Source organism: Halosolutus halophilus (assembly GCF_022869805.1).
In the GTDB taxonomy this organism is placed as follows: Archaea; Halobacteriota; Halobacteria; order Halobacteriales; family Natrialbaceae; genus Halosolutus; species Halosolutus halophilus.
This window is the reverse complement of sequence record NZ_CP094974.1, coordinates 1,726,727-1,749,923: the sequence shown is the minus strand read 5'-3', so window position 1 is coordinate 1,749,923 and position 23,197 is coordinate 1,726,727. Positions and strand designations below refer to the sequence as shown.

Annotated in this window: 27 protein-coding genes; 7 read left to right on the top strand and 20 right to left on the bottom strand. The window is 66.9% G+C overall.

The genetic code is table 11. The features are described 5' to 3' along the window. Positions 1–21: 21 nt before the first annotated feature. From MUG98_RS08590 to MUG98_RS08560, 7 genes are all read right to left on the bottom strand, one after another. Positions 22–459 carry an RNA-binding protein gene (locus MUG98_RS08590; RefSeq protein ID WP_265111719.1) on the bottom strand — a complete coding sequence of 146 codons (438 nt, stop codon included), beginning with the start codon at positions 457–459 and terminating at the stop codon, positions 22–24. A 51-nt stretch (positions 460–510) separates the two neighbouring features. After that, positions 511–714, bottom strand: a complete 204-nt coding sequence (locus MUG98_RS08585) for a DUF1918 domain-containing protein (protein ID WP_265111718.1) — start codon at positions 712–714, stop codon at positions 511–513. A 109-nt stretch (positions 715–823) separates the two neighbouring features. Further along, on the bottom strand, positions 824–1,132 hold the full coding sequence (locus tag MUG98_RS08580) for a hypothetical protein (RefSeq protein WP_265111717.1): 309 nt from the start codon (positions 1,130–1,132) through the stop codon (positions 824–826). Next, a complete protein-coding gene (locus MUG98_RS08575; protein WP_265111716.1) occupies positions 1,129–1,938 on the bottom strand; it encodes a succinylglutamate desuccinylase/aspartoacylase family protein in 810 nt (269 codons plus the stop codon). Before MUG98_RS08575 ends, MUG98_RS08580 begins: the two co-directional genes overlap by 4 nt. 165 nt (positions 1,939–2,103) lie before the next feature. Next, positions 2,104–3,135, bottom strand: coding sequence for an aldo/keto reductase (locus MUG98_RS08570; protein ID WP_265111715.1), 1,032 nt, complete (start codon positions 3,133–3,135; stop codon positions 2,104–2,106). A gap of 131 nt (positions 3,136–3,266) precedes the next feature. Continuing rightward, a complete protein-coding gene (locus tag MUG98_RS08565) occupies positions 3,267–3,566 on the bottom strand; it encodes a hypothetical protein (protein ID WP_265111714.1) in 300 nt (99 codons plus the stop codon). A 112-nt stretch (positions 3,567–3,678) separates the two neighbouring features. Then, positions 3,679–4,356, bottom strand: coding sequence for a type 1 glutamine amidotransferase domain-containing protein (locus tag MUG98_RS08560; protein WP_265111713.1), 678 nt, complete (start codon positions 4,354–4,356; stop codon positions 3,679–3,681). Positions 4,357–4,506: 150 nt separating this feature from the next. Between MUG98_RS08560 and MUG98_RS08555 the strand changes: the two genes are divergently transcribed. Beyond that, on the top strand, positions 4,507–4,965 hold the full coding sequence (locus MUG98_RS08555) for an Hsp20/alpha crystallin family protein (RefSeq protein ID WP_265111712.1): 459 nt from the start codon (positions 4,507–4,509) through the stop codon (positions 4,963–4,965). 3 nt (positions 4,966–4,968) lie between these two features. On the opposite strand, the gene MUG98_RS08550 is transcribed toward MUG98_RS08555, so the two are convergent. Continuing rightward, positions 4,969–5,970, bottom strand: a complete 1,002-nt coding sequence (locus MUG98_RS08550; RefSeq protein ID WP_265111711.1) for a DHH family phosphoesterase — start codon at positions 5,968–5,970, stop codon at positions 4,969–4,971. Between the two features lie 439 nt (positions 5,971–6,409). Between MUG98_RS08550 and MUG98_RS08545 the strand changes: the two genes are divergently transcribed. From MUG98_RS08545 to MUG98_RS08535, 3 genes are read left to right on the top strand one after another with little or no spacing between them, the layout of a single operon-like run. Next, a complete protein-coding gene (locus MUG98_RS08545; protein WP_265111710.1) occupies positions 6,410–7,591 on the top strand; it encodes a thiolase domain-containing protein in 1,182 nt (393 codons plus the stop codon). Next, positions 7,588–9,015 carry a zinc ribbon domain-containing protein gene (locus MUG98_RS08540; RefSeq protein WP_265111709.1) on the top strand — a complete coding sequence of 476 codons (1,428 nt, stop codon included), beginning with the start codon at positions 7,588–7,590 and terminating at the stop codon, positions 9,013–9,015. The genes MUG98_RS08545 and MUG98_RS08540 overlap by 4 nt, the downstream gene beginning before the upstream one ends. Positions 9,016–9,075: 60 nt before the next feature. Beyond that, positions 9,076–9,285 carry a hypothetical protein gene (locus MUG98_RS08535; RefSeq protein WP_265111708.1) on the top strand — a complete coding sequence of 70 codons (210 nt, stop codon included), beginning with the start codon at positions 9,076–9,078 and terminating at the stop codon, positions 9,283–9,285. A 41-nt stretch (positions 9,286–9,326) separates the two neighbouring features. On the opposite strand, the gene MUG98_RS08530 is transcribed toward MUG98_RS08535, so the two are convergent. From MUG98_RS08530 to MUG98_RS08520, 3 genes are all read right to left on the bottom strand, one after another. Next, entirely contained in the window at positions 9,327–10,322 is a 996-nt protein-coding gene (locus MUG98_RS08530; RefSeq protein ID WP_265111707.1) for an ornithine cyclodeaminase family protein, read from the bottom strand. Between the two features lie 48 nt (positions 10,323–10,370). Further along, the gene (locus MUG98_RS08525; protein ID WP_265111706.1) at positions 10,371–10,586 is read right to left on the bottom strand and encodes a DUF8015 family protein; all 216 of its coding nucleotides are present in this window, start codon (positions 10,584–10,586) and stop codon (positions 10,371–10,373) included. Between the two features lie 386 nt (positions 10,587–10,972). Further along, the gene (locus MUG98_RS08520) at positions 10,973–11,398 is read right to left on the bottom strand and encodes a DUF3054 domain-containing protein (RefSeq protein WP_265111705.1); all 426 of its coding nucleotides are present in this window, start codon (positions 11,396–11,398) and stop codon (positions 10,973–10,975) included. 321 nt (positions 11,399–11,719) lie between these two features. Between MUG98_RS08520 and MUG98_RS08515 the strand changes: the two genes are divergently transcribed. Beyond that, on the top strand, positions 11,720–12,388 hold the full coding sequence (locus MUG98_RS08515) for a J domain-containing protein (protein ID WP_265111704.1): 669 nt from the start codon (positions 11,720–11,722) through the stop codon (positions 12,386–12,388). On the opposite strand, the gene MUG98_RS08510 is transcribed toward MUG98_RS08515, so the two are convergent. The 9 genes from MUG98_RS08510 to ligA all read right to left on the bottom strand — a co-directional run bounded on the left by MUG98_RS08510 (position 12,352) and on the right by ligA (position 20,472). Next, a complete protein-coding gene (locus tag MUG98_RS08510; RefSeq protein WP_265111703.1) occupies positions 12,352–12,993 on the bottom strand; it encodes a toll/interleukin-1 receptor domain-containing protein in 642 nt (213 codons plus the stop codon). The genes MUG98_RS08515 and MUG98_RS08510 overlap by 37 nt on opposite strands. 45 nt (positions 12,994–13,038) lie before the next feature. Continuing rightward, positions 13,039–13,458: a DUF8159 domain-containing protein gene (locus tag MUG98_RS08505; protein ID WP_265111702.1), complete on the bottom strand. Its 420-nt coding sequence runs from the start codon at positions 13,456–13,458 to the stop codon at positions 13,039–13,041. A gap of 60 nt (positions 13,459–13,518) precedes the next feature. Continuing rightward, the gene (tpiA, locus tag MUG98_RS08500) at positions 13,519–14,163 is read right to left on the bottom strand and encodes a triose-phosphate isomerase (protein WP_265111701.1); all 645 of its coding nucleotides are present in this window, start codon (positions 14,161–14,163) and stop codon (positions 13,519–13,521) included. A gap of 179 nt (positions 14,164–14,342) precedes the next feature. Beyond that, positions 14,343–14,891, bottom strand: coding sequence for a multiprotein bridging factor aMBF1 (locus MUG98_RS08495; RefSeq protein WP_320443123.1), 549 nt, complete (start codon positions 14,889–14,891; stop codon positions 14,343–14,345). Between the two features lie 69 nt (positions 14,892–14,960). Beyond that, a complete protein-coding gene (locus tag MUG98_RS08490; RefSeq protein ID WP_265111700.1) occupies positions 14,961–15,572 on the bottom strand; it encodes a CDP-alcohol phosphatidyltransferase family protein in 612 nt (203 codons plus the stop codon). Further along, positions 15,569–16,105 carry an adenylate kinase family protein gene (locus MUG98_RS08485; protein ID WP_265111699.1) on the bottom strand — a complete coding sequence of 179 codons (537 nt, stop codon included), beginning with the start codon at positions 16,103–16,105 and terminating at the stop codon, positions 15,569–15,571. Before MUG98_RS08485 ends, MUG98_RS08490 begins: the two co-directional genes overlap by 4 nt. Further along, complete coding sequence (gene hisC / locus MUG98_RS08480; protein ID WP_265111698.1) at positions 16,102–17,265, bottom strand: histidinol-phosphate transaminase; 1,164 nt, start codon at positions 17,263–17,265, stop codon at positions 16,102–16,104. The genes MUG98_RS08485 and hisC overlap by 4 nt, the downstream gene beginning before the upstream one ends. Positions 17,266–17,477: 212 nt before the next feature. Continuing rightward, the gene (locus tag MUG98_RS08475) at positions 17,478–18,569 is read right to left on the bottom strand and encodes a molybdopterin-dependent oxidoreductase (protein ID WP_265111697.1); all 1,092 of its coding nucleotides are present in this window, start codon (positions 18,567–18,569) and stop codon (positions 17,478–17,480) included. A gap of 175 nt (positions 18,570–18,744) precedes the next feature. Further along, positions 18,745–20,472: an ATP-dependent DNA ligase LigA gene (gene ligA / locus MUG98_RS08470; protein WP_265111696.1), complete on the bottom strand. Its 1,728-nt coding sequence runs from the start codon at positions 20,470–20,472 to the stop codon at positions 18,745–18,747. A 155-nt stretch (positions 20,473–20,627) separates the two neighbouring features. On the opposite strand from ligA, the gene MUG98_RS08465 reads away from it, so the two are divergent. Together MUG98_RS08465 and MUG98_RS08460 are read left to right on the top strand one after the other, a co-directional pair. Next, positions 20,628–22,187, top strand: coding sequence for a glutamate-cysteine ligase family protein (locus tag MUG98_RS08465; protein ID WP_265111695.1), 1,560 nt, complete (start codon positions 20,628–20,630; stop codon positions 22,185–22,187). Positions 22,188–22,304: 117 nt separating this feature from the next. Next, the gene (locus MUG98_RS08460; protein WP_265111694.1) at positions 22,305–23,105 is read left to right on the top strand and encodes an aldo/keto reductase; all 801 of its coding nucleotides are present in this window, start codon (positions 22,305–22,307) and stop codon (positions 23,103–23,105) included. Positions 23,106–23,197: the final 92 nt, after the last annotated feature.

Genomic DNA, 23,197 nt, shown 5'->3' with positions numbered 1-23,197 from the left:
GCGACTCGGTTCGGACGCGGGTCAGTCCTCCTCGCGCAACCGCTCGAGGACTTCCTCGGCGTTCTCGACCGCCTGTTCTTTCTTCGCGGGGTAGGCTTCGACTTTCGCACGGAAGGTGATGCCCTCGCCGAGTCGAACCGTCCCCTCGAACGCGGCCTGTTTGTCCAGTCGCAAGAAGAGTTCCGTGTTCTCGGTCACCCGTTCGTCGAGTTCGTCGATCAGGCGATCGAACTCCTCGAGATCGGCCAGTCGCGAGAGGACGTGCCGGATGTCGTCGGCCTTCTCGACCCGCGCCGAGAGGACGAGGATCCGATCGCCGTAGTGGCCTTCGCTCTCGACCCGTTCGATCTCGAACTCCTCGGGCAGGAAGGTCCGAAGCGCCTCCACGACGCGCTTCTCGTCCTCCGTGGCGTAGCAGAACGTGCGTAAATCGACGTAGTGAAGCGGGATCTGTGGCATCTGTGTGGTCCGATCGCGGTTCGAGTGACTGGCTCGCAGCCAGCGACCCGGTTACTCGTCGTCGTCGTCTTCGTCTTCGTCGGCTGCCTCGAGGGCGTCCTCCGGCACGCCGGCTTCCTGTCCGTCCTCGAAGCTGATCGTGTAGGTGACGTCCCCGAACATCGATTCCATCGTCTGGGTGACGGTCCCGGTTTCTCCGTCGAACTCGCTGTGCTCGTCGTGCAGAACGACGCGATCGTCTTCCTCGAAACTCATAGCCGATCCTTCCCCGGCGTCGCGTAAAAAGGGACTGATTCGCAGTAACGCGACCGAACGCGAGAGTGGGACGTTCCCCCGGGATCGATCCGGACCCGCCACCGCACCGTCACGGTCCGCCGCGCGAATCGTCTGCCCTCCGGTCGCGCCACCACTCGTAGCCGACGCCGACGACGCTCGCGACCCCGTAGGAGCCGACGAGGAACGGGACCCAGTAGATCCAGAACTCGAACCGCGGCGCGAGGGCGTTGCCGATCGCCGTGCCGATCCCGTAGAGCAGGTAGCCCGGGAGCGCGAGCGGCGAGAAGAATCGTGCATCGAACCAGCCCAGGGCGAAGGGGACGATCAAGAGGGCGTAGGTCCCGATCGTCGCGGGGCTGGCAGCGACCCGTCGCAGCGAATCCGGCGTCGCTCTCATCCCACACCCTCCGCGTCGAGCAGGTCGTGCATCGCGAGGACGTGTGCCGTCGCCAGTCGCGTCATCTCGACTCTCGTCGCCCGATCGAGCAGGAACTTGGTCGTCTCGAAGAGGTACGCGCTGGCCCCGAGGTCGCGGGCGGCCTTCTGGAAGAGCAACGACCCCGAGAGGGAACTCTCGCGTGCCGTAAACCGGTGCAACGGCAGGTACCACGGCACGGCGACGTCGTCGAGCGCGTCGGCGAGCGCGTCGCCGCGGGCCGCCGGCGAGTGAAAGATCGCCTGTCCCACGAACTCCCGGTGGAGCCCGTAGATCCCGAGCGATCGGTGGAGGTCGAGGACGACGTCGGGATCGTGACGTTCCACGGCGTCCCAGACGCCGCGTGCGAGTTCGCTCGCGGGTTCGCCGTCGACCGGGAAGTGGCGGTTCAGGTCGCCGTCGACGCCCTCGCGTTCGCCGTTCTCGACGGCCACGCGGTTGGTCTCGGGCACGACGACCAGCGTGCCCGCGTCCGGCTGCCAGTCGGTGACCTCGTGAGCGGTCTCGATGCCGCTTCGCTCGTCCCCGTGAATGCCCCCGAATACCATCGCTGTGGGGCCGTCTCGCGGCGCGTCGATCTCGAACAGGGGCGTCTCGTGAGCGGTTCCGGGAAGAATGGGTTCAGTGGTCGTACTGGCCGCGCCCGCGTCACCGGGTTCCCTGGCCGCCGCCAGCAGACGAGCGTTTCCCGACGGTTGGCTCGCGACGCCAGCGGTGACCGTCCCCACGAGGACACCACCGCTGGCCAGGATCGTCCGTCGCCTCATCGGATCGGGCAACGACGTGCTCCCTAAAGCGCCTTCCCATCGGCGAAGCGAATGTCTTCTGGATTGTACGTTTCCCCCTCGATACCACGTTTCGGCGGTGATCACCGCTGCGGCCGATCGATCCCGTGAGGTCCAGCCGCCGATCGCGATTCGCTCCGTTGCAGGTCAGGACCGGTGTCCCCACCGCTCGCCAGCCTCGTCGTAGCGGGCGTCGACGATCCGATCGAACTGGCCGTCGGACAGCGAGACGTCGATCGCGCCGACGTTCTCCTCGAGTTGCTCGACCGTCCGGGCACCGACGATCGGCACGCAGGTGAACTGGGGTTGCTCGATCAGCCAGCGCAGGGCGACCTGTGCCGGCGTGGCGTCGAGTTCGTCCGCGACCGCGCGAATCTCGTCCAGGACGTGCCAGCCGCGCTCGGAGAGGTAGAAGTCCTCGAACCGATCGTCGAGCGAGCCGCGCGCACCGTCGGGGCCTTCGAACTGCGTCGGGTCGTCCTCGTCGACGCGCTCGTACTTGCCGGTCAGGAAGCCGCCCGCGAGCGGCGAGTACGGACAGACCGCCAGTTCCTGGTCGGCACAGACGTCGAGATAGTCCGTGACGTCGTCGCGGTAACCGGCGTGAAACAGCGGCTGTGTGACCTCGAAGCGTTCGTAGTCCTCGACGTCGCTCGTCCAGAGCGCCTTCGTGAGTTGCCAGGCGGCCATCGTCGAGGCTCCGAGGTAGTGGATCTTCCCCTCCCGGACGAGGTCGGTTAGCGTCGAGAGAGTCTCCTCGATCGGCGCGTCCTCGTCCCAGCGGTGGATGTAGTAGAGGTCGAGATAGTCCGTTCCGAGGCGATCGAGCGTGCCCTCGATCTGGGCGCGGATGTGCTTGCGCCCGAGCCCCGAGTCGTTCGGGCCGGGCTCACCCCAGCCGTCGAACGGGAAGTAGACCTTCGACGCGACGACGAAGTCCTCCCGATCGTGATCGGCGAGCCAGTCGCCGACGTACTCCTCGGCCGTGCCGTGTGGCGTCCCGTAGACGTTCGCCGTATCGATGAAGTTGATGCCGTGGTCCCACGCCGCGTCGAGCAGGGCGTGGGCCTGCTCCCGATCGGTCTCGACGACTCCACCGGTCTCGCGACCGAACCGCCACGTTCCGAAACACAGTTTCGAGACCGTCGTCCCCGTCGAACCGAGCCGTGTGTACTCCATAGGTGACCCATCCCCTGCAACAGCCTAAACCCTGGCGTGGTCGGCAATCCAGTCGGGATCTGACGTCCACGTGGGAGAGACGCCGTCGGGAGTGGAGGCCTACACCACTGTCAGCGTGGCACGCGAACCGATTACTGGGGGCTGAACCGGTTGGTCCGATAATCGTCACCGCCATCGCCGTCAGGTCTCTCGTGTTCCGCGCCGGGATTCTCGGCTTCGTCGTAGATGTCGATGTGGTGGACGGCGGCCGGAGAGAGCAGTCGCTGTCCCTCGAGTTCGATCCATCCGTTCGGATGCACGACGATCGGGCCCTCGTAGAGCGCGTCGTCCGCGCCCGCGTCGTCGTAGATGACGACGTCCCGGTACGCCCGCGTGAAGGGGTTCATCTCGTCGGAGACGATCGACCGATTCGAGAACGGTCCCGGGAACATCGTTGCTGTACGGCAGTACGGTCTCGAAAGCAAAATCGATTGCACTCGACAGCGGCGAGAGTCCGATCGGTGCGGTCCGAAGCCCCCGACGGAGGCCGGTCGAAGTCTCCGCCTAAACGCCGAGTTCGTCGAGCAGCGTCTCCGCGGCCGCACGTGAGGACCCGGGGCCGCGACCCGTGATGAGGTCGCCGTCGACGGTGACGCTCGTGTCCTGGTCGAGTTCGGCGTCCCAGTTGCCGCCCGCGGTTTTCACTTCGTCTTCGACCCAGTAGGGCAGTTTGCGCCCGTCGGGCATGCAGTCGTTCTCGTCGACGATCCCCTCCTCCCACTCGTTGGGGAAGCCGGTGACGTCGCGATCGCGGACGAGGAAGGCGCCGTCGCTGTCGCGCGTGAACGCGAGGATGCCGACCGCGTGACAGACGACCATCGCCTTGCCGTCGCCCTCGATCGTGTCCCGGAGGATTTCGCGGGCGTGGCTGTCCTGGTTGATGTCCCACTCGGTCCCGTGGCCGCCGGGGAAGACGACGGCGTCGTAGGCCTCGGCGTCCGCCCGGGCGGTCGGGATCGGATCGTTCAGTCGCTCGTCCGTCTCGTGGACCTCCCGGACGTGCTCGGCGGTCTCCTCGCCGACCTCGTCGGGGTCGATCGATCGTTCGTCGATCCGTGGCTTGTTCCCCGACGGCGTCGCGACGGTGATCTCGACCCCTGCCTCGGACAGGGTCTCGAGCGGTTCGACGCATTCCTCTCCCCAGTAGCCCTCTTCGCTGACGATAAACAGTGCGTTCGTCATACCCCCCCTACGTCGAGGAGCGTAAAAACGTCCAGCCCACCCTTCGGTTCTGCCGCAATCGGAGGACAGAACGTGTTCCGCGGACTGACCGTCACGGACGTCGCGGATGGCCTTTTTCGCCGTCGACCGCCTACGTTGCTAGGTGAAACCATGGCAGACCGACCAAGTCCGTTCGACGGCATCGAAGACCTGCTCGAGCGACTGAACCGACAGTTCGAGACCGCGACTCGATCGTGGGAGACGGGGCTCGAGGACCGATCGCAGTTCAATCTCTCGACCGACACGGCGGGGACGAGTCTCGACCTCGCGGACGAGGGAAGCGAGTTCGTCGTCACCGTCGACGTTCCCGGCTACGAAACCGACGACATCGATCTCCGACTCTCCGGCGATCGGCTTTCGATCACCGGCGAGCGTGAACAGGAGGTCGAAGAAGGCGACGAACAGTTCATCCGCCAGGAGCGGAAACAGCAGTCGTTCAGCCGGCAACTTCGGCTTCCCGAACCGGTCGTGACCGACGACGTGGAAGCGAGTCTCAACAACGGCGTCCTGACGGTCAGACTCCCGAAACACGATCCGTCGACCGAGTCACAGTCGATCGACATCGACTGATCCCTACTCGTCCTCCTGGAGCGCCTCGAAGAACCGCCTTGCCAGGCGGTCGTCGACGATCGCCAGCACGTCGTCGGATTCGTCGGCGGACAGGTCGCCGTCGAACCCCTTCACGTCGATGCGACCGCCGGCCATATCGTGGTGCCCCCCGACGGAACCGAGTTCGTCGAACCCCTCCTGGAGCACGCTGCCGATGTCAATCTCCGGGTCGATCGATCGCGCACTGAGCCGGACCGTATCGTCGACGACGCCGAAGGCCAGCACCGTGTCCACGCCCTCGAGGTTGAGCAGGTAGTCCGCCGCCTGCGGAAGCGCGTCACTCTCGGTGGTCTTTCCGACGCTCGCGGCCATCGTGGAGCCCCGGCGTTTACGGCTTCCGATCGCCCGGCCGATGGCGTCGATCGTCGCCGCCGAGAACGCGCTCCCGTACAGCTGTTCGAGCGTCGGGAGGTCGGCGTCGGGAAAAACGGCGAGGGCGGCCTCGTACTCGCGACGGGTCGGGTTCCGGAGGAAATCCAGTCGTTCGCGATGGAGCGCAAAGAGCAGGGCCGACGCGAGCCGCGTGGTCAGTTCGACGTCGAGATCCGACAGATACTCGATGAAAATCGTCGCCGTCGCACCGTACTCGGCCCGGACGTCGGCGAACGTCGCGTCGACCGCCGGCCCGGGGTGATGGTCGACGACGATGTCCGGTTCGGCTGCGTCGAATTCGGTGTTGACTCCGGGACGGGAGTGATCGACGAACGCGATCCGAGCGTCGTCCGCGAAGTCGGTCTCCGCGAGGGGCTGGAGACTGATGTCGAGCATGCGGACGAACGCCCGGTTTTGCTGGTGTGAGATCTCGCCGCCGTAGGCGATCTGCACGTCGGCGACGTCCTGTTCCGTCGCGATCGTCTCGAGAGCGAGGGCGCTGGCGAGACAGTCCGGATCGGGGTTGTCGTGGCAGACGATGACCAGCGAGTCGGTGTCCGCGAGGACGGACGCCAACTCGGCTGCACGGGACATATTTCCTCGTACGGGCCGAAGCAATTTGAACCTCGGCACCGATCGTGAGAGCAATTGGTCGCCAAAGAGTCGTTGACCGGGAGTAGTCGCCGCCTACGAGAACGTCTGGGCCGAAGACGTCCGGGTATCAGCCGAAGACGCCCGACAGTAGCGACTCGTACCGCGCAGTTCGCTCCCAGGATTTCCGGAACGCTGGCACCACCGGGACGAGCACGGGAATGATTTCGATGCGGCCGAGGCCGTGGCTGTCGCACAGCCGAGCCGATCGACCGGCAGTTCAGTGTCGAAGCTCCTGATAGAGCCCACAGGGACAGCCACTCCCGCAATTTCGACCGTGAATTCGAAGGCGTCCGATCCGGAGCCAGCGAGCACGACCCTCCAGCAGGTAGCACACGATCGATCGTGTACTTATTTGAGTGCTGGAGGTAGATCCACCAGTATGCGAGACGCGTACCTGGTGGGAGCGGGCCAGTCCGAGTACGGGGCCTTCCCCGAAGAGAGCTATCGATCGCTGTTCCGGACGGCATTCCAAGCCGCCGTCGAGAGCGTTCCGAGGGGGATCGACCCGGCGGACGTGGACGAGGCGTTCGTCGGCAACCTGGGCGTCGGCGGTCGCCAGCTCGGCCTCTCCGGACCGGCGGTGACCGAACACGTCGGACTCGACGGCGTCCCCTGCACGCGGGTCGAGAACGCCTGCGCCGCGAGCGGGTTCGCGGTCCGACAGGCCGTCCAGGCCGTCAAGTCGGGGATGGCGGACGTGGTCCTCGCGGGCGGGTTCGAGGTCATGTCCGACACGAGTTCGGACGCGACGAAGTATTGGCTCGGCGTCTCCGGCGAGACCGAGTGGGAGCGGCTCTCCGGCACGACCTTTTCGGGCGTCTACGCCCAGATGGCCTCGGTCCACATGGAACGGTACGGTACGACCCGCGAACAGCTCTCGCGGGTCGCCGTCAAGAACCACGCGAACGGCGCGAAGAACCCCCACGCTCAGCTGGGGTTCGAGTGCTCGCTCGAGGACGCCCAGTCGGCACCGATCGTCGCCGACCCGCTGAACCTCTATCACTGCTGTCCGACCTCCGACGGGGCCGCTTGCGCGCTCGTCGTCAGCGAGGACGTCGTCGACGAGTACACGGACGAGCCGATCCGGGTCGCGGGCGTCGGCGCCGGCAGCGACAGCGTCGGGCTCTTCCAGCGGGACTCCTACACCGGCGTCCCCGCGAGCCAGCGTGCCGCCGAGTCGGCCTACGAAATGGCCGGCGTCGAACCCGCAGACCTCGACTTCGCGGAGGTCCACGACTGCTTCGCCATCGCCGAACTGCTGGCCTACGAGGACCTGGGGTTCTGTGAGCGCGGCGAGGCCGGCCAGCTGATCGACTCCGGCACGACAGAACTCGGCGGCGAGTTGCCGGTCAACACCTCCGGGGGCCTCAAATCGAAGGGACATCCGATCGGCGCGACCGGTGCGGGGCAGGTCGTCGAGGCGTTCAAACAGCTCTCCGGCGCAGCGGGCGAGCGGCAGGTCGCGGAGCCGACACGGGGACTCACGCACAACGTGGGCGGGAGCGGCGGTGCTGCCGTTGTCCACGTCTTCGAGAAGGAAACGGAGGTGAGCGCACGATGACCGCGATCACCGCCGTCGGGGCGTACGCGCCGCGGTTCCGGATCACCGCCGAGGCGTTCGAGGAGGCCTGGGGGCAGTTCCAGGCCGCTGGCGTGAACGAGAAGGCCGTCCCTGCCGCCGATGAAGACGCCCTGACCATGGGGTTCGAGGCCGCCAACCGCGCGCTCGAAGCCGCCGATCTGGGTGGTGAGGACCTCTCGTGGCTCGGTTTCGCGACCGCGAACCCGCCGCTCGAGGAGGGTGACCTGACCGCCCGACTCGGGGCGATGCTCGCGCTCCCGGAAGACGCGTCCCGGCAACTCTTCACCGGCAGCACCCGCGCCGGGACCCGCGCGCTCTGGGCCGGCATGGACGCCATCGCGTCCACGGGTGGCCGCGGACTGGTCGTCGTCGCCGACGCGCCGCGGGGCGATCCCGACGACGCGATCGACCACGCCGCCGGTGCCGGCGCCGCGGCGTTCGTCCTCGAGCGCGATGGGCCAGCGGAAATCGTCGATCGGGCCGAGTACGCGGCGCCGTACCCCGGAACTCGCTTCCGGAACGCCGGTGCAGACGAAACGCAGGGACTGGGCGTCACTCAGTACGATCGGCGGGCGTTCACCGAGACGATCGGGGGTGCGGTCGACGGGCTCGAAACGGCACCCGACCCCGACGCCGCGGCGATCCAGGCACCCGACGGGAAGCTCCCGTACCGCGCAGCGGGCGCGGCGGGCGTCGGGACCGACGAGATCGGGGCGTGTGCGACGGTCCACGACCTCGGCGATCTCGGGGCCGCGAGCGTCCCGGTGTCGCTCGCTCGCGCGATCGCGGACGGCCACGAATCGATCCTCGCCGTCGGCTACGGGAGCGGCGGGGCCGCCGACGCGTTCGTCGTGGAACCGACCGCCGACGTGCCGGCGACGATCGCGATCGACGGGGGCGCCTCGCTCTCGTACGCCGAGTACCTCCGCCGGCGCGGGATCGTCACGTCCGGGCCGCCGTCGGGCGGCGGAGCCTACGTCAGCGTACCGTCGTGGCGGCGATCGATCCCGCAACGATACCGGCTCGCGGCCGGGCGCTGCGTCGACTGCGAGGCGCTCGCGTTCCCGCCGGAGGGTGCCTGTGACGACTGCGGATCGCTCGCCGGCTACGAGACCGTCGAACTCCCGGGATCGGGAACGATCGAAGCCGTCACCACCATCTCCCAGGGCGGTGCACCGCCGGAGTTCGCCGAACAGCAAGCCCAGTCCGGGGACTACGCGGCCGCGATCGTCGCACTCGACGCCGAAGCGGCTGGTGAGACCGTCAGCGTCCCCGCGATGGGTACCGACGCCGCGCCGTCGGCGTTCGCGGTCGGCGATCGGATCGAGACGACGATCCGCCGGGTCTACACGCAGGAAGGTGTCACCCGGTACGGGTTCAAGGTTCGTCCCGCGGGCGACTGAGGAACGAGGGGACGCGAACGTCTAAGGTGCGTCAAATGGTATCATACAACGGGGTGAACCATGTCCGTCGAGAACGAACCCACCCTGGAACCACCCACGTGTTCGCTCTGTGGCGTCGAGATGGAGTTCAGAGCCGGGGGAACCGAGAAAACGATTCCGGTCATCGGAAGTGAAGTCGGGTACCAGCGGTTCGGCTGTCCCGAGTGTGGACAGGGCGCTCGATACGAGCGAGGCGGGCCGGACGAGGAGTGGTCGCGCGCCGGTGTCTAGCGGTTCCGGACGAGCGACGGCTGCGGGATCGGAACCGATCGTCACCCGGTGAGGGCCTCGCTGGCCGGGGCGAACGAAATTTCCGTCCCCCGGCCCTCCTCACGTGCGCGCTCGTAGAGCATGTATGCCGCCGCGACGGTCTCGATGCCGGTCCCGCCGCTGTCGAAGACGGTGATTTCGTCTTCGCTCGTTCTCCCCGGTTCGGTTCCGGCGACGACCTCGCCCAGTTCCGCGTGGACGTGGTCCTCCGTGACGACGCCCGCGTCGAGCGCGGCGAGGAACGACCCGGCGTCGAACGTCGCGCGCTCGCGGAGGTCCGGCACGTAGGTCGCCCGTTCGATCGTCGTCGTGTCGAGTTCCCGCGCGTCCCGACTGTACTGGCCCATCGCAGTCACGTGCGTTCCGGGGGCGAGCGCGTCGCCGTCGAAGACCGGTTCGCTCGCCGTCGTGGCGGTGATCACCACGTCCGCTCCGCCTACGGCGGCCTCGCTCGAGTCGACGGCACGGACGGTCGCCTCGAGCGCGTCGTCGAAGTCGGCGGCGAAGCGCTCGCGGTTCTCGGGCGTCGGCGAGTAGACCCGCACGTCGGTGAACTCGCGGACGGTCGCCGTCGCCTTCAACTGGCCCCGGGCCTGAGCCCCCGTCCCGACGATACCGATCGTCTCGGCGTCGTCGCGGGCGAGTTCGTCGACGGCTACGGCGCCGGCCGCACCCGTCTTGAAGGGGTTCATGCTGGCCCCGTCGAGTAACGCGAGCGGTTCGCCGCTGTCGGCGTCGAACAGCGGTGTCATAAACCAGGCGTCCTCCGCTCCGAACCCGGCGCTGTACATGTAGCCGCCCATCGCCCCCGTCTCCGGGAGGATGGCCGCGTAACTGGTGAACATCCCCTCGGGATCCCCCCGGAGGAACTTCGATCGGGGCTGGGCCGGGGCTCCGTTTCCGCGCTGTCGATACCCCTCACGAACCGCGTCCATGTACGCCGCTGGGGTCGCGAGGTCACGGACGTCAGCACTCGTGAGAAACAACGTGTCGGTCATACCCGACCAGACGGAACGGAGACGGAAAAAGGAGGGCGAAAGCCGAACTCAGTCCGCGTTGAGCGGCGGCCGAGTGGACTGGGCCTCGTCGGAGACGTCCGCGGGGGTATTTACGAACATTGCATGGCCGATGATCGCCATCGCGACCAGGGCACCTATCGGAACGGCAGCAGTCAACGCGATTCCCACGAGTGTCAACGCTGCGGTGATTCCGAGCAGTGCGACTGGGATGAGGCCAAGAACAATGTCGTAATATCCAGTCATAATCTATCCTATAGTATGGAAAATAGGCATATAAGTGTTTCCCATAATCGCTCTATACCGGATCGATCTGTCACTCGTATTCGAAGCGCTGGTTTCCCATAAGTTATGAGGAATTCATTTCGTATATGGTGGTTCGATATTCGTCGTCGGGGAGGGAAATCCGAGTTCGCATCGACGACTCACGGCGATCGGCGAACGGGCAAAAACGCAGGGGGCAGCCATTCTCGGACGACTTTCGTGCGATCGGACGAGATCGGGCCGGAACCGACCGGGGATACTCGCTTCGCCGATCAGGTTCGAAGCGTGTCCGAACCTCGATACGTCGACGGGAAGAGACCGCGATCGACGCGTCCGGACCCCGCCCGAGTCGTCCGTTCGGGGCCCGATCAGGAGTCGGGACTCGCGACCACGGCGTAGCCGACTCGCCACGCGACCAGGGTCAGCAAGCCGAACCCGGTTATGACGAGGTTGAACGGCCAGACCGAGCCCCCCTCGAACAGCGGCGACGATCGGAGAATCAACCCGACGTTGGCGGCCCCGATCCAGGCGACGGTCGTCACGCGAGTCACGTGAGCGAGCGACGTCGAACGCATCGTGTAGACCCCCGCGAGGGGTGCGATCGCGAGCCAGCCGACGACGAACGGGGCGACCGTCTCGAGAGCGGCGAGCGGTTCCGTGATCGGATCGGTGCCGTGACTCAGCAGTCCGACGACGACGAACGCGACGACGACGGAGACGTCGACCGCCCCGAGCAGGAGCGTCTCGCGGTCGACGAGTCCGTCACGCGTCGTCGTCCGAGATGCCGTGTCCATACCCTCGCGTCCGGACCGCTGACGTATTGCAGTCCCGGTTTCGCTCGGGCATCGAAAAACCTGACAGGAGAGGAGGAACCCGGCGACGGTTCGTCACCGGGTGCCGTCCAACGGACAGGGCGTCTCCGTGCGAGGGGTGACCTCGCACGTCCACGCTGAGGGGTCGATCGTACTTTGTTATCGACGACTTTCAGGCCGACTCGATTTCTGTCGGGTACCGCTCGCTCGAGTAAGCACGTCCTACGGCCCCCGCGGCGATACGGGAGAAAGTCATCCCACGATGACAGGACTGATATGGGAAGACGACAAATCAGTGAGACGATGGCTGCAGTCGGGAAACGTCAAGCTGGCTGTGACGGGTGCGGCCAGACGGTGCCGCTCGAGGAGTTGACGACCGTGACGATGCCGGACGGTGACGCGGCCGTCTGCTGTCCCGCATGTGTCCCCCACGCACGAGCGGCTGCCGAGAAGCCCGCCTCGCTCGACCAGCGCCGCGGAACCTGTGACGGCTGTACTGGCGAGTTCCTCGAATCGCAACTCGAGGCGGTGACGCTGCCCGATGGCACGACGGTCGATTGCTGCTCCTCCTGTATCGCCGACGCGCCCCAGCGAGACGGCGACGGAGCCGACGAGACGACGGGGGCCGACGGCACCGAGAGCGAAACCGAATCGCTCTGTCGACAGTGCCACGAGTTGGTTCGCGAGGAACTGTTCCGGGTGACCACGATCGACGGCCGCAACGAACGGCTGTGTGCGTCCTGCAAAGACGAGGCCGAGGAGGCCGGGGTCGTCAGGGACGTCGAACTGCGGAAGTCCCGCGCCCGCGAGATCCTCGACGTCGAGCAGGGAGCCAGCGACGACGCGATCCGCGAGGCGTATCACGAACACGTCAAGCGCGCCCACCCGGACCACAAGAGCGGCAGTCGATCGGCGTTTCAACTGGTCAAAAACGCTTACGACCGCCTTCGAGAGGCAGAGTTCGACCGCTGAAAGCCGTCCTCGCGGCGAACGAACCCGATCGTCGCCGGATCGAAGTAGTACGTCGATTCACACACCTCACAGGACGTCGTGAGGAGTTGGCCGTGTTTGTGGAGTTTCCAGAGCTTCGTCTGTCCCTGCTCCAGTTCCAGCGTCACCGGGTGATCACAGTCGGGTAGCGTACAGGGAAACCGGATGTACCAGTTCGGAACCGACAGCGCCCCCAGCGGCGCGAGTTCGCTCCGGAGCCGACAGAGCAGATTGAAGATGGTAAACGAGAGGTTTTGCCGATCGATCGTCACGCCCTCGACGTCGCCGACGAACCCGCCCCGATGGCTCTCGTCGGTGTACAGCGGGAGGACCGGGATTCCCTTCGCCAGCGCGTACCCGATCTCCTGGTTGATCCACTGGCTCTCCGCCGATCGCGCCGTCAGTACGGCGACGACGACGTCGCTGTTGGCGAGTCGACTCTCGAGCCGTTTCCGCGATCGGCCGGATTCGATCTCTTCGAGGGCGACGTGAACGCCGAACGGGAAGTTCTTGACCGTCGAAAACAGGTCCTGCACGAGGTCGAGATCCGCGGGAGCGTGTGAAACGAAGACCTGTTCTCCGGTCATGCCGTAATCTACGAAAGAAAAGCGAACGAGACATTATTAAACTATCTAGTCCTCGTTCGAATGATTGCCTCTCGTATTCAGGACGCGCTGGGAAAACTCGATTTCGGATAGATCGGCCCCGAGTCCCTCGAACCACGCCCGTTCGACGTGCCAGTGACCCCGCAACTCGCCGTCGGTGGTCCGCGACGTCGCGTCGAGTCTGCCGGGCGTCCACTCGCGTTCGTCCGCGATCGACAGCAGCGTCCGGACCACCGCGCTCACTTCCTGGCTCGTGACGACCGGTGCCTCGGCGACGGTCTCGTACTCGAGCGAGAACCCGGCTCCGTCCGGCGGTCTCGTCCCGTCGTGATCGCCGTCCCGGTCCGGCCGCGACGGACCGTCGTCCCACGTGAACTCCGAGACGTAGATACCGTTGCTCATGAGGCGGTTCTCGAGGGCCACCGGAACGGGATGCTCGCGGGCCATAGTGTGTGATTCGTCGGGCGGAACGAAAAGCGGTCGGCCGATCGGACTCGGTCCGCCGGCTCAGAGCGGGTCGACGAGATCCTCGAGCGCCGCCCGCGGATCGTCGGCTTTCGCGACGCCGCTGGCGAGCAGGACCCCCTCGGCACCGAGTTCGCCGGCGGCGACGACGTCCTCACCCGTGCTGATGCCGGCACCACAGAGCACCGACACGTCGTCGTCGACGCTCTCGGCGGCCGCGACGGCGTCCTCGACGATCTCCGGATCTGCCTGACTGACCGGCGTTCCCGTACCGATGAGTTCCGGCGGTTCGACGGCGACGGCGTCCGGACCGAGCGCCGCCGCGGCACCGATCTGGGCCGGATTGTTGGCACAGACGACCGTCTCGAGGTCGGCACGTCGAGCGGCCCGGACGGCCCCGTCCACGTCGGCGAGTTTCAGTCGCCGCTCGGAGTGGTTGATCAACGTTCCCTCCGCACCCACCTCGGCGACTGATTCCGCGAGGGTGTGTCCCGTGTTGCTGCCGTAGTCGATCGGATCGACGTGCTGGGCCCACGTCTCGACGCCGGTCTCGGCGACGCGGTCGATGTGGGCCGCCTGCGGCGCGACGGCCAGTCGGGCGTCTGTCGTGTCGTTTACGTCCCGGACGGCCTCGGCGACGGTGACCGGGTCGCAGGGATACGTCTTCAGGTTCACGAGGACGAACATACTGTGTACGCGATTCCGGGTCCCAAAATAGCTTGCGAGTCGTAGACGGGCGAAAGAGACCGCCCGACCGTCGGGCGGTGGCGACGGCGATGGTGGCGTCGCGGGTCCGGCGATGGGTCGTGGCTCCGTCGACCGGCGCTGTCCGTGGTCGGCCCGCGCCGGTCCCTGGTCCCGGACCGTCAGTCCTTCCGCTTGACGACGTCACCCAGCGTGTAACTGCCCGTCGAGGAGCCGCCGGACCACTCGGAGTCGCCGCCGGAGGCCCCCTCGGCGCTCAGGTCGATGTCGAGGAACCGCTCGAGTTTCGACTGGACTCGATCGCTCGGGAGCGTCTCGCTGCGTTCGATCTTGCGGATGAGACTCGCCTTCTCGTTGAGTTCGTCCGCGAGTTCGGACTGGCTGAGGCCCTTGTCTTCGCGGGCGTTGCGGACGCGATCGTCGTAATCCGTCGCGAGTTCCTCCATGTCGTCGAACATGTCCTGTCGGCGCGAGCCACCTGAACTCGCGGAGCCGGTCGAACTACCCCCGGACGATCCGGTACCCCCGCTCGAACTCGAGGACGACGAACTCGATCCGGTCGAGTACTTCGTCGACGTGCTCGAGGACGAGGTCTGTTTCACCTCGGTACCGAAATCGGTGCAGTTCGAGCACACGTCCAGCTCGGCACCTTCGACTTTGATGGTCTTCGGGGACGACGTCTCGGCGCCACACATCTCGCACTGAACCATGACAGAGACTATATCGCGGCGAGTGATAAACCATGCGGCGCGTTCCCGGATCGAACGAACGGCCCGCGATCAGTCCAGCGCCGACCAGGCGTAGGCGAAGCGCTGGAGGGCCGTGAGGTGGCCGACGGTCGCGAGGAAGACGAGCAGCCAGCCGACCAGCGTGAGTCCGCCGTACTCGCCCGGGATCGGGTACGCGAGGAAGCCGACGATTCCGATGATCGCCAGCCGATCCGCACGGCCGACCAGCCCGCCGTAGACCCGATCGAGGCCGACGGCCTGGGCCTGGGTGCCCAGGTACGAGGTCATCACGACGCCGGTAACGGCGAGGAATCCGAGCAGGTAGTCCTCGACGCCGGCCGCCAGTCCGCCGATGACGACGATGTCGGCGTACCGATCGAGCACGTGATCGAGCAGGTCGCCACCGGCCGAGGCGACCTCCTGCTCTCGGGCGAGCGCCCCGTCGACGATGTCGAGCCAGCCGTTCAGGAAGACCAGCGTGGCGGCGACGACGTACCAGATCGGGTCCGCGCGACCTCCGAGCAGGAACGCCACCGCGGCCAGCACTGCCATCCCGAAGGCGAGCACGCTCACGCCGTCGGGCGTCATCCCGACCCGGTCGAACCCCCTCACGAACGGGTCCAGGAACCGCGAGACGTACGGTCGAAACTTATCGAGCGTCATGCGAGATACCCCACGAAGTCGACCTCGCCGGCGCTCGGTTCGCGATCGCCGGCGACGACCGCCGCGAGTTCGTCCGCGACGGCCTCGGGCGCGCGATCGGTCGTGTCGATCTCGTAGACCGACTCGAGCCCGTGTTCCTCGACGGCCTCGGCGAGGATCACGTCCAGCGCCTCGCTCTCCGCGTTCTCCGCCGCTTTCGGGTCGCTCTCGCCGCGATCGCGCAACCGCTCCTCGAGCACGTCGGGCCGACAGCGCAGGACGACCACCCGATCGGCCGCGAAGTGGTGTGCGAGGTGGGACTCGATCACGGCGTCGTCGTGACCCTCGAGGTGTTCGGCGAGCGCGTCGAGGTCGGCGACCTTGCTCCCGCGATCAGCGTCGATTTCCGTATAGAGCCCCTCGCGATCGAGGATCTCGTTGAGGTGGACTACCTCGAGGTCCGGCAGCGCGTCGTCGGCGTCGAACCGCGACGCGAGCAGGTCCGTCGCGGTCGTCTTCCCCGTTCCGGGGGTGCCGGTGACGGCGACTCTCACGTGTCGGGCACCTCCGCGTTCGCGTCGGCAGACGCGTCGTGCTCGACGTCAGTCCCGGGGTCGGCGGCGAGGTCCGCGAGGGTCGCGTTGAGCGTCTCGACGGCGCGATCGGTCTCGTCCTCGGTCCCGCAGGTGATCCGGATACAGCCGGGCAGGCCGAAACTCGAGCAGTCCCGGACGATGACGCCGCGCTCTTGCATCTCCTCGGCGACGGCCGACGCGTCGCCGACGTCGACCAGGACGAAGTTCCCGTCGCTCTCCCAGACGTGGGCGTCGACGTGTTCCTGCATGTACTCGCGAGCGGCCAGCGTGGTCTCGACGGTCCGATCGACGTGTTCATCGTCGTCGATCGCGGCGAGGCCGGCGCGGCACGCGAGTTCGCTCGCTGCGAAGGGCGTGTTCACGCGTGCGTACGCGTCGCTCCACGCCTCGGGAACGATCGCGTAGCCGAGGCGGACGCCCGCCAGCCCGTAAGCCTTCGAGAACGTTCGCAGGACGGCGACGTCGTCGCGGGCGGCGAATCCGTCGCGGCCCTCGATCAGCGAAACGGCGCTGTGGACGTCGGCGAACTCGCCGTAGGCCTCGTCGACGACGATCAGCGTCTCGTCGTCAGTTTCGTCGGCGAGACGGTCGATCTCGTCGAGCGCCGTCGTCACTCCTGTCGGATTGTGCGGACTCGTGAGCCAGACGACGCGCTCGCCGTCGTAGGCGTCGAGGACAGTGTCGGCGTCCTGTGCGAAGTCGTCGTCCTTCGCGAGCGCGTACTCGCGGACGCCACCGTGGTGGAACCGGGCGCTCATCCCGTAGTACGCGAACCCTGGCTCGGGGACGAGCACGTCGTCGCCCGGGTCGAGGGTCGCCCGGTGGAGGTAGTCGATCGCGCCGTCCCCGCCGTTTGCCAGCCAGACCTGATCGTCGGCGACGTCCCACCGATCGGCGACGGCGGCGGTGAGGTCGGCGTGGGCGGCTTTCGGGTACGAGTTTACGGTCGCGGCGGCGTCGCTGATCGCCACGGCGGCCGCCGGCGAGGGGCCGTGTGGGTTCTCGTTCGAGGCGAGTTTGACGAATTCGGAGGGGTCCCGGTCGAGTTCGCGGGCGACCTCCTCGATGCCTCGACCCGCCTCGTAGGCGACGTGATCGGACAGGTCGCGCGGTTGCATACGCCAATCCAGTTTCTGATTGCTCTTAAGGGTGCTTACATGTGATCGATCCGCTGATTACGGGGCCCATCGTGCGAAAGCCGGCGATGGCTTCGCGATCGCCACGGGGCCTGATACCGGATACAGGTGGTTCTCGTCGAGTCGTGCCGAGTACAGCACGTGATTTCAGCGACCGGACCCGAGACGCTACTCGGAACGGAGAGGGCCGCGTTTCAATCGAAGCCACTGGATAGCGTCACGATCCACTGCGCCGGGTCGGCACGGCGACGGACGTCCACTCGTTCGATCCACTTCACCCACTGAAAGCCGCGACGATCGGGCGCCACGAGACGCATCGGTGCCCCGTGGCCGTGACTGAGCCGTTCGTCGTCCACGTGCGTTGCGAGGAGCGCCTGCCGTGCCTCTTCGATCGGGAGTGACCACCGGTAGCCGGTAACCGACACGAACCGTACGAATCGCGCCTCGTCTCGGACCGCGGCTTCGTCGAGCAGGTCACCGACACGAATTCCACGCCACCGTTGAACGGTGTACCAGCCGCTCGTACAGTCCAGAACCGCCGTTTCGTCGCTATCCGGAGACAGCATCTCGTACGGGTAATCGAGCGGTGTCTCGACTTCGCCGCGGACGGTCAGCGTCCAGTCGGACCGATCGACCGGTTCGGGGTCGTCTGCGACCCACGAGGTGACCGGAAAACTCCCGTTTCCGGCCCCACGTCGCGGCTGCGAACCCGTAAACCGCCGATCGGCGCCGCGCGTGTCGAGGAGACGATTCGCGAACTCCTGGGCCCGGTAGGTTACTGCTCCACCGACCAGCAGCGCCGTATACTCGAGCGTCGCCCGGCGACGGTCGAAGTCGCGCCGGGTCGGAAGCCGAAACCGGGTCGTGAGATGCCACACCATCAGCGGAACGAGTACGAGACCGAACCCGACGTGGACGCTCAAGAGCGTCCAGTAGGAGAGCCGAACGTCCAGTCCGAACACCCAGGTGATACCCGTCGCGAGCGCTCCCATCGCCGCAATCGCGGTGAGTACCGACAGGAGCGTGGATGGGCGCCACTGCTCGCTCTCGGTAAGTCGATATCGAACCCGAGCGAGTTTGAATCCCAGGAGCACGACGAGCGTCACGCCGAAGATCCGATGGAGCCAGAACAGTGGCCATCCCGACGACGACCCGATCGTGAACGATCCGATTCCCGAGGCGGCTTCGAACAGGACGATTCCGAAAATCGACCAGTCGACGAGACGAGGGGGCGGTCTGACGGCATCGAGGACGGTCCGCACGAGAGACACCGGCCCGTACCCCATGTACTGTGGGATGGACTCGCACAGTGAGAAGCGTTCCGATTACCGCCGTGCATTCGTCCGCAAGACGATCGTCATCGAGGCACTCGTTCGCGATCCCGAACGGCTTCGATCCCTCTTTCTATCGATCGCACGTTCGGTGTCTCCAGCAGTTATCACGCCACAGACGCGTCGGTCGCTACCCCCGAAGGCGTTCGATTCGATCGATCGTCTCCGCATCCTCGGGATCCTTGTCGTGACGCACCCCCAGAAAGCGCGGGAACCGGAGCGCGTAGCCCGACGAGTACGTGGGCGAGGATTGGATCTCCTCGTAGCCGACCTCGAAGACGACCGCGGGTTCGAGGTCGACGTCCTGGCCGTCCTCGGCGGCGATGTGGGGTTCGAGCAGTTCCGTCAGTTCCTCCAGGTTCTCGTCGGTGATCCCGGTCGCGACCTTCCCGACGGTCTCCAGGTCGTCGCCGGCCCGGACCGAGAGTTCGAACGTCCCCAGGTACGTCGCTCGACGACCCTCGCCCCACTCCGCGCCGGTGACGACGCAGTCGAGCGTCTCGACGTCGGGTTTTCGCTTGCGCCAGTTCTTCCCGCGCCGCCCCGGGGAATAGACCGAGTCGGGATTCTTGAGCATGATCCCCTCGTGACCCGCTTCGAGGGCGTCGGCGTCGATCGACTCGATCGCGTCGGGATCGTCGATCCGCCACAGGAGGGACAGTCCCCGTACGTCCTCGGGGTCCTGATCCGGGTCGTCGGCGAGGACGCTCTCGAGCCGATCGTGGCGCGCCGTCAGGGTGTCGTCGAGCAGGTCATTCCCGCCCGCGTGGAGACAGTCGAAGAACACCGGTCGGACGGCGACGTCCTCGCGGGCCTTCGCGACGTCGTGTTTGCGCCGGAATCGCTTAAGGACCTCCTGGAACGGCAACGGCGTGCCGTCCTCGTCGACGGCGACGACCTCGCCGTCGAGGATGACGGGTCGATCGAGGTGCTCGTCCGCGAATTCGACCACCTCGGGGAGGGCGTCGGTGACCTCCTCCATGTTTCGCGAGAAGACGCGCGTCTCTCCAGCGGCGGCACCAGCCGCGTCGGCGGTGCCGGGATCGTGGTGTAACTGGATTCGAGCCCCGTCGAACTTCCACTCCACCGCCGCTTCGCCCCACTCCGCGAGCGCGTCCGTCACCGTCCCGGTCTGTGCGAGCATCGCCTGGACGGGCCGGCCGATCGCGAGGTCCATCGCGTCCAGTCCCGCTACGCCCTCCTCGCGGGCGATCCGCGCGACCTCGCCGTAGTCGTTGGACACCTGCAGGGCGCGCTCGACCCGATCGACCGGCACGTCGAAGGCGGCGGCGATCGCGTCCCGGACCGTTCCCTCGCCGACGCCGATGCGCATCTCCGAGAGGACGAGGCGAGCGAGATAGCGGGCTTCCTCGCTCGAACAGCGGTTGAACAGCCCGAAGAGGAGGTCGACCTTGCGATCCTGACTCCCGTCCCCTTCGGCGGCCGCGAGATCGGTGAGCGTCTCGTGGACCTCGCGGACCGTGAGGTCACCGCCCTGGCCGCTCGAATCCGCGTCCGCTCCGCCGCCGGTAAACGCACCGAGTCCCTGCTGGCCGCCGAACTCGTAACTCGCCGCCACGTCACCGATCTCGCCCAGGTCCGCGAGACGGTCCTCGACGTCGTCGCCGTCCACGTTCGTGCCGGCCGCGCGAGCGATCGCCTCGTAACACGTGGTCGGGCCGATGTCGAGCGTCGTCGACTCCCACGCCGGGACCACCCGCCCCTGGACGAAACGAGCGACGATATCGAGATCGGCGTTCGCGTCCGCGAGCAGGTCGGTCACGTGGTCGACGATCTCGAGGTCGGCGGGTTCTGCTTCGATCGCGGCGGCCCGATCGGCGAACGTGGCGAACTCCATCGGGGGTGTGTATCGCCGGCGGGAGTAAAACGGTTCTGAGATCGGGCGTTCGCACGGCCCGCACGCACCGCTCGGTTTCGATCGACCGAGAAGGTCGATCTCGCCCGGGCCGACGACGGGGTGCTTTAAAGACGGTCGAACACGCAGTCGGGGGTATGTCAGGAGAGGACCTCGCGTCGCGAGTCGCAGACGTGCTCGCGGTCGACGCCGACGAGTTCCGCGAGCGAGCCCACGAGGACGCCGACGTGATCAGGGACGCCGTAGAGGACGGCGTGTTCGACAACCCGCAGGCGATCGTCGGCCTCGAGTACGAGTTTTACGCGGTCAAGTCGGACGACTGCGCACTCCGCCGGGTCCCGCGACGACTGCTCGAACTCATCGGGTTCGAGAAGGAACTCGGCCTCCACAACGCGGAGATGACGACCAGTCCACAGCCGCTGAATACCCACGGGCTGCGGGCCCAGGAATCGGAGGTGAAGTCACGACTGCGGACGGCACTCGACGTGACCAGTTCCGAGCGGATGCGGCTGGTCAGCGACGGGCTGTGGACGATCCCCCCCGAGGGAGAGGACGCGACGACCTACCTCACCGACAGCGTCGAACGGACCGCGATCGCAGCGGACGGCACCGAACGGTCGATCCGCGTCGCGACCAACATGAGCGATTCGGCGCGGTACCACGCGATGGCCAACACCGATCGGGCCGAGGCGGCGGGGATGCGCATCGAGGCACCGCACGTCTCGCTCGAGGCCGACACCGTCATGCCGGAGAGCCTGATCACGTCGATCCAGCCCCACTATCAGGTGCCACACGCGGCCGATCTGCCCGACCACTTCAACTACGCGCTGCGGATCGCGGGACCCCTGCTCGCGCTCGGCGTCAACTCCCCGTTCTTCCCGCCGGACTGCTACGACGAGGACGCGACGGCCGACGACGTGCTCCGGAACGGCTGGAAAGAACACCGCATCAGCGTCTTCGAGACGGTCCTCAACGATCCGACGACCGGCGAGGGGAAAGTCCGATTCCCGCACGACCTCTCGAGCGTCGACGACGCGATCGATCGGATCGCGAGCGACGACACGATCGTCCCGATGCCCGTCGAGGCCGGCGAACGCTTCGACGATCGGTTTCCCCACTTTCGGCGCAAGCACGGGACCTACTGGCGGTGGATCCGGCCGGTCTTCGGCGGCCCCACGCGATCGGCCGCGAACGCCCGCATCGAGTTCCGCCCGATCCCGGCCCAGCCGACGGTCAGGGACAGCGTCGCCTTCCTCGCCGCCTTCGCGGGACTCGTGGAGAGCCTCACCCGTCTCGAACACCCGGTCCTCGAACTCGACTGGCAACACGCCCGCGAGAATTTCTACGCCGCGATGCGGGACGGGCTGGACGCCGACCTGGACTGGATCACCAACGACGGAAAGGAGACCACCGACCGCCTCGCACTCTACGAGGACCTGCTGGCCCACGCCGAGGACGGCCTGACGAACCGCGGCCTGACCGAGGAAGAGGCCGCGAAGTACCTGTATCCCCTGCGACGACGGGTCCGCCAGAACGTGACGCCCGCGTCGTGGAAGCGCGAGCAGGTGCGCGAGGCGATCGACGACGGGGCCGACCTCGCCGGGGCGATCACGACGATGCAGCGCCGGTACGTCGATCGGCAGTCGGCGACGCTGCTCGAGGGGAGTTTCGCCGACTGGATCGGCGACCAGCAGTGATCGGCGACCAGCAGTGATCGGCAACCCCCGTGGCGTCGCGCTCCAGCGGGGCGGTACGCGGATTCCCGTTTTGCCGCTTCCCATACCGGGGAGGACGGCGGCTGCGTAGGGCCGCCGATGACCGCGACGGAGATTCCACAGCCGGGGTTCGGCACGTCCGGCCACGAGGACGAATCCTGTACCGACGCCGTCCGCAGGGCACTCGACGCCGACTATCGACACGTCGATACGGCCCAGATGTACGACAACGAACGCGCAGTCGGCCGCGCGCTCGATCGAGCCCACGTCGATCGGGAGGCGGTCTTCCTCGCGACGAAGGTCCACCCGTCGAATCTCGCGGCCGAGGACGTGATCGAGTCCACCGAGGAGAGTCTCGATCGGCTCGGCGTCGACGCCGTCGACCTGCTGTACGTACACTGGCCGACGGACGCGTACGACCCGGAGGACACCCTGCCGGCGTTCGACGAGGTCCGCGATCGAGGGTGGACCCGTCACGTCGGGGTGAGCAACTTCACGATCGAGTTGCTCGAAGAGGCGATGGAGATCCTCGAGTCGCCGATCGTCGCGAATCAGGTCGAACTCCACCCGCGGCTCCAGCAGGACGACCTCGTCTCGTTCTCGCGGGGCCACGACGTCCGAACGGTCGCGTACTGTCCGATCGCGAGGGGCGACGTAACCGCCCTCGAGACGCTCCAGGAGATCGCAGCGGCCCACGACGCGACGCCCGTCCAGGTGGCGCTGGCGTGGCACTACGGCCGCGACGGCGTCGTTCCGATTCCGAAGGGGTCGGGCGAACACATCCGCGAGAATCACGCCGCGCTCGAGATCGACCTGTCCGACGAGGAGCGAGCGCGAATCGCGGCACTCGATCGGGGCGACCGCCTGATCGATCCCGACGAGGCAGCCTGGAACCGGTAGTCCGGTCCGGCCCACCGTCCACCGTGGCCGACAGCGTGGGGCCACGCTGGACGGGAACCGGCCGCAAGTGATTAAGTACCTACGCTCGAGAG

What these genes read in the sequence shown, in the direction of transcription:
- MUG98_RS08560 (WP_265111713.1), bottom strand. Translation starts at nt 4,356, where the DNA reads ATGACGAACGCACTGTTTATCGTCAGCGAAGAGGGCTACTGGGGAGAG.
- MUG98_RS08540 (WP_265111709.1), top strand. Translation starts at nt 7,588, where the DNA reads ATGACCGCGATCACCGCCGTCGGGGCGTACGCGCCGCGGTTCCGGATC.
- MUG98_RS08490 (WP_265111700.1), bottom strand. Translation starts at nt 15,572, where the DNA reads ATGACGCTCGATAAGTTTCGACCGTACGTCTCGCGGTTCCTGGACCCG.
- MUG98_RS08465 (WP_265111695.1), top strand. Translation starts at nt 20,628, where the DNA reads ATGTCAGGAGAGGACCTCGCGTCGCGAGTCGCAGACGTGCTCGCGGTC.
- ligA (WP_265111696.1), bottom strand. Translation starts at nt 20,472, where the DNA reads ATGGAGTTCGCCACGTTCGCCGATCGGGCCGCCGCGATCGAAGCAGAA.
- MUG98_RS08520 (WP_265111705.1), bottom strand. Translation starts at nt 11,398, where the DNA reads ATGGACACGGCATCTCGGACGACGACGCGTGACGGACTCGTCGACCGC.
- MUG98_RS08575 (WP_265111716.1), bottom strand. Translation starts at nt 1,938, where the DNA reads ATGAGGCGACGGACGATCCTGGCCAGCGGTGGTGTCCTCGTGGGGACG.
- hisC (WP_265111698.1), bottom strand. Translation starts at nt 17,265, where the DNA reads ATGCAACCGCGCGACCTGTCCGATCACGTCGCCTACGAGGCGGGTCGA.
- MUG98_RS08530 (WP_265111707.1), bottom strand. Translation starts at nt 10,322, where the DNA reads ATGACCGACACGTTGTTTCTCACGAGTGCTGACGTCCGTGACCTCGCG.
- MUG98_RS08525 (WP_265111706.1), bottom strand. Translation starts at nt 10,586, where the DNA reads ATGACTGGATATTACGACATTGTTCTTGGCCTCATCCCAGTCGCACTG.
- MUG98_RS08585 (WP_265111718.1), bottom strand. Translation starts at nt 714, where the DNA reads ATGAGTTTCGAGGAAGACGATCGCGTCGTTCTGCACGACGAGCACAGC.
- MUG98_RS08460 (WP_265111694.1), top strand. Translation starts at nt 22,305, where the DNA reads ATGACCGCGACGGAGATTCCACAGCCGGGGTTCGGCACGTCCGGCCAC.
- MUG98_RS08535 (WP_265111708.1), top strand. Translation starts at nt 9,076, where the DNA reads ATGTCCGTCGAGAACGAACCCACCCTGGAACCACCCACGTGTTCGCTC.
- MUG98_RS08555 (WP_265111712.1), top strand. Translation starts at nt 4,507, where the DNA reads ATGGCAGACCGACCAAGTCCGTTCGACGGCATCGAAGACCTGCTCGAG.
- MUG98_RS08550 (WP_265111711.1), bottom strand. Translation starts at nt 5,970, where the DNA reads ATGTCCCGTGCAGCCGAGTTGGCGTCCGTCCTCGCGGACACCGACTCG.
- MUG98_RS08570 (WP_265111715.1), bottom strand. Translation starts at nt 3,135, where the DNA reads ATGGAGTACACACGGCTCGGTTCGACGGGGACGACGGTCTCGAAACTG.
- MUG98_RS08510 (WP_265111703.1), bottom strand. Translation starts at nt 12,993, where the DNA reads ATGACCGGAGAACAGGTCTTCGTTTCACACGCTCCCGCGGATCTCGAC.
- MUG98_RS08515 (WP_265111704.1), top strand. Translation starts at nt 11,720, where the DNA reads ATGGCTGCAGTCGGGAAACGTCAAGCTGGCTGTGACGGGTGCGGCCAG.
- MUG98_RS08580 (WP_265111717.1), bottom strand. Translation starts at nt 1,132, where the DNA reads ATGAGAGCGACGCCGGATTCGCTGCGACGGGTCGCTGCCAGCCCCGCG.
- MUG98_RS08565 (WP_265111714.1), bottom strand. Translation starts at nt 3,566, where the DNA reads ATGTTCCCGGGACCGTTCTCGAATCGGTCGATCGTCTCCGACGAGATG.
- MUG98_RS08545 (WP_265111710.1), top strand. Translation starts at nt 6,410, where the DNA reads ATGCGAGACGCGTACCTGGTGGGAGCGGGCCAGTCCGAGTACGGGGCC.
- MUG98_RS08495 (WP_320443123.1), bottom strand. Translation starts at nt 14,891, where the DNA reads ATGGTTCAGTGCGAGATGTGTGGCGCCGAGACGTCGTCCCCGAAGACC.
- MUG98_RS08475 (WP_265111697.1), bottom strand. Translation starts at nt 18,569, where the DNA reads ATGGGGTACGGGCCGGTGTCTCTCGTGCGGACCGTCCTCGATGCCGTC.
- tpiA (WP_265111701.1), bottom strand. Translation starts at nt 14,163, where the DNA reads ATGTTCGTCCTCGTGAACCTGAAGACGTATCCCTGCGACCCGGTCACC.
- MUG98_RS08590 (WP_265111719.1), bottom strand. Translation starts at nt 459, where the DNA reads ATGCCACAGATCCCGCTTCACTACGTCGATTTACGCACGTTCTGCTAC.
- MUG98_RS08505 (WP_265111702.1), bottom strand. Translation starts at nt 13,458, where the DNA reads ATGGCCCGCGAGCATCCCGTTCCGGTGGCCCTCGAGAACCGCCTCATG.